General features: G+C 74.5%; 5 protein-coding genes. 3 read left to right on the top strand and 2 right to left on the bottom strand.

All coding sequences use genetic code 11. The features are described 5' to 3' along the window. Both alaS and F9B16_RS48435 read right to left on the bottom strand, forming a co-directional pair. Positions 1-2,476 (bottom strand): alanine--tRNA ligase (gene alaS / locus F9B16_RS48440; protein ID WP_151547020.1); only part of this gene is annotated, 2,476 nt, incomplete at its 3' end. A gap of 268 nt (positions 2,477-2,744) precedes the next feature. Beyond that, positions 2,745-3,131 carry a winged helix-turn-helix transcriptional regulator gene (locus F9B16_RS48435; RefSeq protein WP_225992632.1) on the bottom strand — a complete coding sequence of 129 codons (387 nt, stop codon included), beginning with the start codon at positions 3,129-3,131 and terminating at the stop codon, positions 2,745-2,747. A gap of 121 nt (positions 3,132-3,252) precedes the next feature. Here F9B16_RS48435 and F9B16_RS48430 point away from each other — a divergent pair, with 121 nt between their 5' ends. From F9B16_RS48430 to F9B16_RS48420, 3 genes are all read left to right on the top strand, one after another. Further along, the gene (locus F9B16_RS48430) at positions 3,253-3,831 is read left to right on the top strand and encodes a YceI family protein (RefSeq protein WP_151547018.1); all 579 of its coding nucleotides are present in this window, start codon (positions 3,253-3,255) and stop codon (positions 3,829-3,831) included. Between the two features lie 87 nt (positions 3,832-3,918). Further along, positions 3,919-6,507 carry an ATP-binding protein gene (locus F9B16_RS48425; protein WP_151547017.1) on the top strand — a complete coding sequence of 863 codons (2,589 nt, stop codon included), beginning with the start codon at positions 3,919-3,921 and terminating at the stop codon, positions 6,505-6,507. Positions 6,508-6,532: 25 nt separating this feature from the next. Then, positions 6,533-6,767: LysR family transcriptional regulator (locus F9B16_RS48420; protein WP_151547016.1), on the top strand; the 235-nt coding region annotated here is incomplete at its 3' end.

The following is a 6,767-nucleotide window of genomic DNA, read 5'->3' as shown; positions in this document are numbered from 1 at the left end:
CCCGGACGTCCGAGCGCGGCCCGACCGCCGCGACCAGCTGCGCCTTGCCGCCGGACGCGGTGCCGAGGACGGCGAGGCCGCGCCCGTCGCCGGACGAGACGATCGCGGACGCGAGCGTGCGCAGGTCGGCGGCGGACACATCGTCGACCTGCCGCGCGACGAGCCAGCCGGACGGCACCGGTTCGGCGCCCGACGCGAGGCGTTCCGCGAGCCCGTCGAGTTCGGCGCGGCGGAGGGCGTCGAGTTCGCTCTGCGTCTCCGCGAGCAGGTCGAGGCGCTGCCGCAGCCGGCCGGGCGCCTGGTCGGGCGGGACGTTCAGCAGTGCCGCGAGCTCGGCCAGCAGCGCCCGCTCGTGGTCGAAGTGGCGGAGCGCGTCCGGCCCGGTGAGCGCCTCGATGCGGCGCAGGCCGGTGCCGATGGACGACTCGCCGACGATGTGCACCGGCCCCGCCTGCGACCCGTGCCCGACGTGGGTGCCGCCGCACAGCTCGCGGGACGCGTCGCCGATGTCCACGATGCGGACGTCGTCGCCGTACTTCTCGCCGAACAGCGCGAGCGCGCCCGCCGCCTCCGCGTCCGCGCGGGACGCCTCCCACACGCGCACGTCGGGGTCGTCCGCCAGGTACTCGTTGACGAGCGTCTGGACGGTGCCGATCTCCGGCACGGCGGAGAAGTGCGCGAAGTCGAACCGCAGGCGGCCGGGCTCGACGCGCGATCCGCGCTGTGCCGCGTGGTCGCCGAGGACGCGGCGGAGCATCGCGTGCAGCACGTGCGTGGCGCTGTGCGAGCGCGCGGTCGCCGCGCGCCGGTCGGCGTCCACGACCGCCTCCGCCTCGTCGCCCGGGCGGACCTCGCCGTCCACGATCCGGACGGCGTGCACGTGCAGGCCGTCGATGCCGGGACGGGTGTCGACGACCTCCAGCACCGCGCCCGGGGTGCGGATCGTGCCGGTGTCGCCGACCTGGCCGCCGCCCTCCGCGTAGAACGGGCTACGCGTGAGGACCACCTCGAGTTCGTCGCCCTCGGACGCGACCGGCGCGATGCCCGTCCCGTCGAGGAGCGCGACGACGCGCGTTCCCGCGCTGGTGGACGAGTAGCCGACGAAGTCGGTGCGGCCGTGCTCGGCGACGACCCGGCGGTACAGGTCGCGCCGCGCGACCGCGTCGCCCTTGCGGTCCCGGCCCGCCCGGTGCGCCTGCCGCCGCTGCTTCTCCAGCAATTCCGCGAACGCGTCCTCGTCCACGGTGAGGCCCGCGGACCTCGCCGCGTCGAGGGTCAGGTCGATCGGGAAGCCGTAGGTGTCGTGCAGCTCGAACGCGGTCTGCCCGGAAAGGGTGGAATCCGCCCGGGAGATCGCGGACTCCAGCAGCCGGGTGCCCTGCCGGAGCGTCCGCTCGAACCCGTCCTCCTCCGCCGTGACGACCCGCTCGATCAGCTCGGACTGCCGCTCCAGCTCCGGCCACGTCCCGCCGAGGTTGCCGACGACGCTGCCGGTCACGGGCGCCAGAACCGGGTCGTCGATGCCGAGCCGTCGCGCGTGCCGGACCGCGCGGCGCATCAGGCGGCGCAGCACGTAACCGCGCCCGTCGCGCGCGGGCAGCACGCCGTCCGCGATGAGGAACGCGATGGAACGCGCGTGTTCAGTGACGACGCGGAACGACATGGAATCCTCGCTGCCGTCGCGTCCCGGATAGGGGCGTCCCGCGAGTTCCTGGACGAGCCGCAGCGTCGGCGAGAGCAGATCCGTCTCGCACACGGTGTCGACGTCCTGCAGGACGGCCGCGAGACGGTCGAGGCCGAGCCCTGTGTCGATGTTCTTCGCGGGCAGTTCTCCGAGAATCGGGTAATCGCCCTTACCGATCCCTTCGCCGCGCAGGTTCTGCATGAACACGAGGTTCCAGAGTTCCTGGTAGCGCTCGCCGTCCACCGCCGGACCGCCCTCGCGGCCGAACGCGGGACCGCGGTCGTAGTGCAGTTCGGACGACGGCCCGCAGGGGCCCGGAGTCCCCATCGACCAGTAGTTGTCCTCCATTCCGAGCCGCTGGATGCGCTCGGACGGGACGCCGACCCGGCGCCAGATGTCCTCCGCCTCCGAGTCGTCGAGGTAGACGGTGACCCAGATGCGTTCCGGGTCGAGACCGTAATGGCGCGTGAACAGCTCCCACGCCCAGGAGACGGCCTCCGCCTTGAAGTAGTCGCCGAACGAGAAGTTGCCGAGCATCTCGAAGAACGTCGAATGCCGGGTCGTCCGGCCCACGTTCTCGATGTCGGACGTCCGCGCGCATTTCTGCACCGACACCGCGCGGGGATGCTCGGGCGCCGCCTCACCCAGGAAGTACGGCTTGAACTGGTTCATTCCCGCGTTCGTCAGCAGCAGCGTCGGATCCGGCGGGATCAGCGGGCTGGACGGGACGACGCGGTGGTCGCGTTCCCGGAAGAAGTCCAGGAAGGTGGAACGGATCTCAGAAGAGCGCATGGGACGGCCTCACGAGGTCGATGGGATGACGGCGCACACCGCCGAGCCGGGCCGGGCACGACTGCTCGTTCCCCAGCTCGGCGCGGCTAGCTCGCCGCCCCACCTCGTGAAAGACCATCGGACGCTTTCCCGTTCGCGGACACCTGCCTACAACAACGCTAACCGAGCCACCCCACCCCCCGCACACCAAATTCCCTCGCCCGCGCCTCTCCCACGGTCGCCCCGCAGGCGGGTACACCGGCCCGCTGCGCTTTCTGTGATGGGGGGCTCAGTTGGAGGTGACGGGGGCGGGGGTGGGGGTGCGGGCGTCGTAGGCGGCGCGGGCGGCGTCGATCTCGGACAGGTGGGACTCGGCCCAGGTGACGAGGGTGATCGCCGCCTCCAGGAGCGTGGTGCCCATGGGGGTGAGCGCGTAGTCGACGCGGGGCGGGACCACGGGGTAGACGGTGCGGGTGACGATGCCGTCGCGCTCCAGGCCGCGCAGCGTGACGGTCAGCATGCGCTGGCTGATGCCCTCGATCTCGCGCTTGAGCTCGGTGAACCGCAGGGTCCGGTCGCCGAGCAGCGCGATCACCTGCAGCGACCACTTGTCGCCGATGCGCTCGAGGATCTCGCGGCCGCGGCAGCCGGCCACGGTGTGCTCGGGGAAGTCCATGGTTATCTCCAGGTGACCGAGGCAGAAAAAAGTGCCTTCTTGTGCCCGTGGCGCGGAGGTCCGCACCATGGAGGCGGTTCCGGAAAGGAACCGTCTTACTGCGCATAACCAAGGAGACACGATGACCGCGGAACTTGTCGAGATCCCCGACTACGTCGCGGGCACCTGGACGATCGACCCGCTCCACTCCGGCGTCGGGTTCGCGATCCGGCACCTGATGGTGAGCAAGGTGCGGGGCCGCTTCGGGACCTTCGAGGGGACGGTCGTGACCGGCGACGACCCGCTGCGCTCGGAGGTGACCGCGACGATCGACCTGGCGTCCGTCGACACCGGCAACGCGCAGCGCGACGAGCACGTCCGGTCCGCCGACTTCCTGGACGTCGAGAAGTACCCGCAGATGACGTTCCGGTCCACCGGCGTGCGCGCGGACGGCGACGCGTTCGTGCTGGACGGCGAGCTGTCGCTGCACGGCGTCACGAAGCCGGTCTCGCTGGACCTGGTGGTCGAGGGCTTCGGGCCGGACGTGTTCCGGCAGGACGACCCGTTCAAGGGCGCCCGCGCCGGGTTCACCGCGACCGGCGAGATAAGCCGGCTGGACTTCGGCGTCGGGGACGCCGCCACCATTCCGGGCGGCAAGCTCGGGCTGAGCGACAAGGTCGAGATCGTCCTGGAGATCGAGGCGGTGCTGCGCACCGAGTAGCGCGCTGTTAACCGTCCGTTCCCCGCCCGTTCCGCCGCCGCGCGCGGCGTGCGCCCCATGATCGGAGGGGACAGGACGGAGGCGCGGATGCCGGACGGGACGCGCCCGCGGCCGGTCCCGGGCGCCGCCGCCCCGGCGGGGCGCCGGGCGCGGCTCGCGGCGCCGTGGCTGGTCGGCGGGCTGACCGCGGTGATCACGGCGGTGACGACGTCGATCGACGCGTTCAGCCTGCCCGCGCCGGTGCAGGCCGCCGTCACCGGCGGGGTCGCGGTGCTGGCCGGGGTCGCGGCGTGGGGCGCGCAGCAGCAGGAGCGGCCCGGCCCGCCGGAGGAGGCCGCGGGCGGGGTGACGCCGGCGCAGCTGCCGCCGGTGATCGCGCACTTCACCGGGCGGGACGCGTCGCTGGCCGAGCTGCGCCGCGCCGTCGCCGCCGGGTCCGGGTCGCCGGCGTCGCCGCTGGTGGTGTCGGTGCACGGGCCGGCGGGCGTGGGCAAGTCGGCGCTCGCGGCGCGGTTCGCGCACGAGATCGCCGACGGGTACCCGGACGGCGCGCTGTACTTCGACCTGCGCGGCGCGGCCGGGGCGCGGGTGGCGCCGGAGGAGGTGCTGCTCGGGTTCCTGCAGGCGCTCGGCGTGCGGCTGGCGACCGACCCGGGCGGGCTGCCGGAGCTGCAGAAGCTGTGGTGGACGTGGACGCGCGGGCGGCGGCTGCTGGTGCTGCTGGACAACGCGCACGACGCCGGGCAGGTGCGGGCGCTGCTGCCGCCGGGCGGTGGCTGCGCGGTGCTGGTGACGTCGCGGCAGCCGCTCGGCCTGCTCAACGACCTCGACCGGCGGCTGACCGAGTTCACCGCCGAGCACGCGGTGGAGCTGCTCGGCCGGCTCGCCGGGCGGGACCGCGTCGCCGCGGACCCGGACGCCGCCGCCGACATCGCCGAGCTGTGCGGGCGGCTGCCGCTGGCGGTCGGGATCTGCGGCGGGCGGCTCGCGGCGCGCGAGTCGTGGACGCCGCGGGTGCTGGCCGACCGGCTGCGGGACGAGCGGCGCCGGCTGGGCGAGCTGGAGCACGGCATCGACAACGGCGTCCGGGCGAGCCTGGCGCTGAGCTACGACGACTGCAGCCCGACGCAGCGGCGGCTGCTGCGCACGCTCGGCGTCCAGGCGGCCCCGGACGTGCAGGCGTGGGCGGCGGGCGCGCTGCTCGGGGTGTCGGACCTGGAGGGCGAGGACCTGCTGGAGGCCCTCGTGGACGCGCAGCTCGCCGAGTGCTCGGGGACGGACGCGACGGGCCGGATGCGGTACCGGCTGCACGACCTCGTCCGGCTGTACGCGCTGGAGCGGGCCGAGCGGGAGGACGCCGAGGACGAGCGGGACGCGGCGGTCGAGCGGCTGCTGGACGGGTACCGGGAACGGGCGGAGCGGGTCGCGGCGAGCCGGTGGCCGCAGGACTGGCACCGCGGGTCGGGGCAGCTGCCCGACCTCGGGTTCTCGGCGGTCGACTGGCTGGCGAGCGAGCGTCCGGCGCTGCTGGCGCTGCTCGGGCAGGGCGCGGAGCGCGGGATGTGGACGCTGGTGTGGCGGCTGGGGAGGGCGGCGTGCTCGCTGTTCCATTCGCTGCGGGTGTTCTGGCCGGAGTGGAAGGCGGCGGCCGATCTGACCTGCACGGCCGCCGGGCATCTGGACGACCGTTCGCTCGGCATCGCGCTGCTGGAGCGTTCGTCGGTGCGCGGCAACCAGGGGCAGATCGAGCTGGCGCACGAGGACGCCGCCGAGGCGCTTCGCATCTTCACCGGCAATCGGGAGATGTGGTGGCGGGCGCGCGCGCTGAGGTCCACGGGCATGTGCCTGCGGGACGCGGGCAACCTCGACGAGGGGCAGCGCTACCTGACCGAGGCCATCGACGCGTTCGAGGAGGAAGGCGACGCGTGGTGGCAGGCGCGGACCCGGCGCAACCTCGCCGAGTTGCGGCTCGCGCAGCGCCGCTATGGGGAGGCCCGCGAACTGCTGGAGAGCGCCCTCGCGGTGTTCCAGCGCAATGGCAACCGGTACTCGGAGGCGCAGACGCTGCGCGCGCTCGGGGAGGTGCTGGCGTCGGAGGCGCGCGCGCTGCGGGCGTCGGGCGACGACGTTGCGGCCGAGGTGAAGTACAGCCTGGCCGCGCCCGCGCTGGAGCGCGCCGCCGAGGCGTTCCGGCTGCGGGGCGAGCAGTGGGAGGAGGCCCGCTGCCTGCGCGCCGCCGGTGAGGTCGGCGATCCCCGCAACGGGCTGCGCGAGCTGACGTTCGTGCGGACCGCGGGACGGGTGCTGACCGACCTCGGCGACACCTGGGGCGTCGCGCGCACCCGCGTGTCGGAGGCCAACGCGCTCGCCCGGCTGGGCCGGCACGCGGAGGGCGCCGACACCGTCCGGCTGGCGGTCGCGGAGTTCGACGGGCTGGGCGACCGCTGGTGGCAGGCGCGCGGGCGGCGCACGCTCGCCGAGATCCTGCTGGACGCCGGCGACCGGGAGGCGGCACGGCGGCCCGCCCGCGAGGCCCTCGACCTGTATCGCAGTCTCGGGAACGCGGCGGGGGAGAGCCGGGCCCGCGCCGTCCTCGCCCGCACCGAGCCGGAGCCGGGGCGCGCCCGCAACGAGCCGGAGCCCGGCCGCGCCCGGGCGGAGCCGCCGGGGGAGTAGCGGCGGCGTCCGGGAGACTGGGGCCGTGGAACTGCGGCAGCTCAGGTACTTCGTCGCGGTCGCGGAGGAGGCGCACCTCACCCGCGCCGCCGAGCGGCTCGGGCTGCGCTCGCCGTCGCTCAGCCAGCAGATCCGCGCGCTCGAACGGGAACTGGACGCCGCGCTGTTCGACCGGACGGCCGCCGGCATGGAGCTGACCCCGGCGGGCGCCGCGCTGCTGCCGGAGGCGCGGGCGGCGCTGGCCGCCGCCGAGCGGGGCG

The sequence above is a fragment of the Actinomadura montaniterrae genome (assembly GCF_008923365.1).
Taxonomy (GTDB): domain Bacteria; phylum Actinomycetota; class Actinomycetes; order Streptosporangiales; family Streptosporangiaceae; genus Spirillospora; species Spirillospora montaniterrae.
The sequence above is the reverse complement of the archived record's forward strand: the minus strand, read 5'-3'. Positions and strand labels throughout refer to the sequence as shown.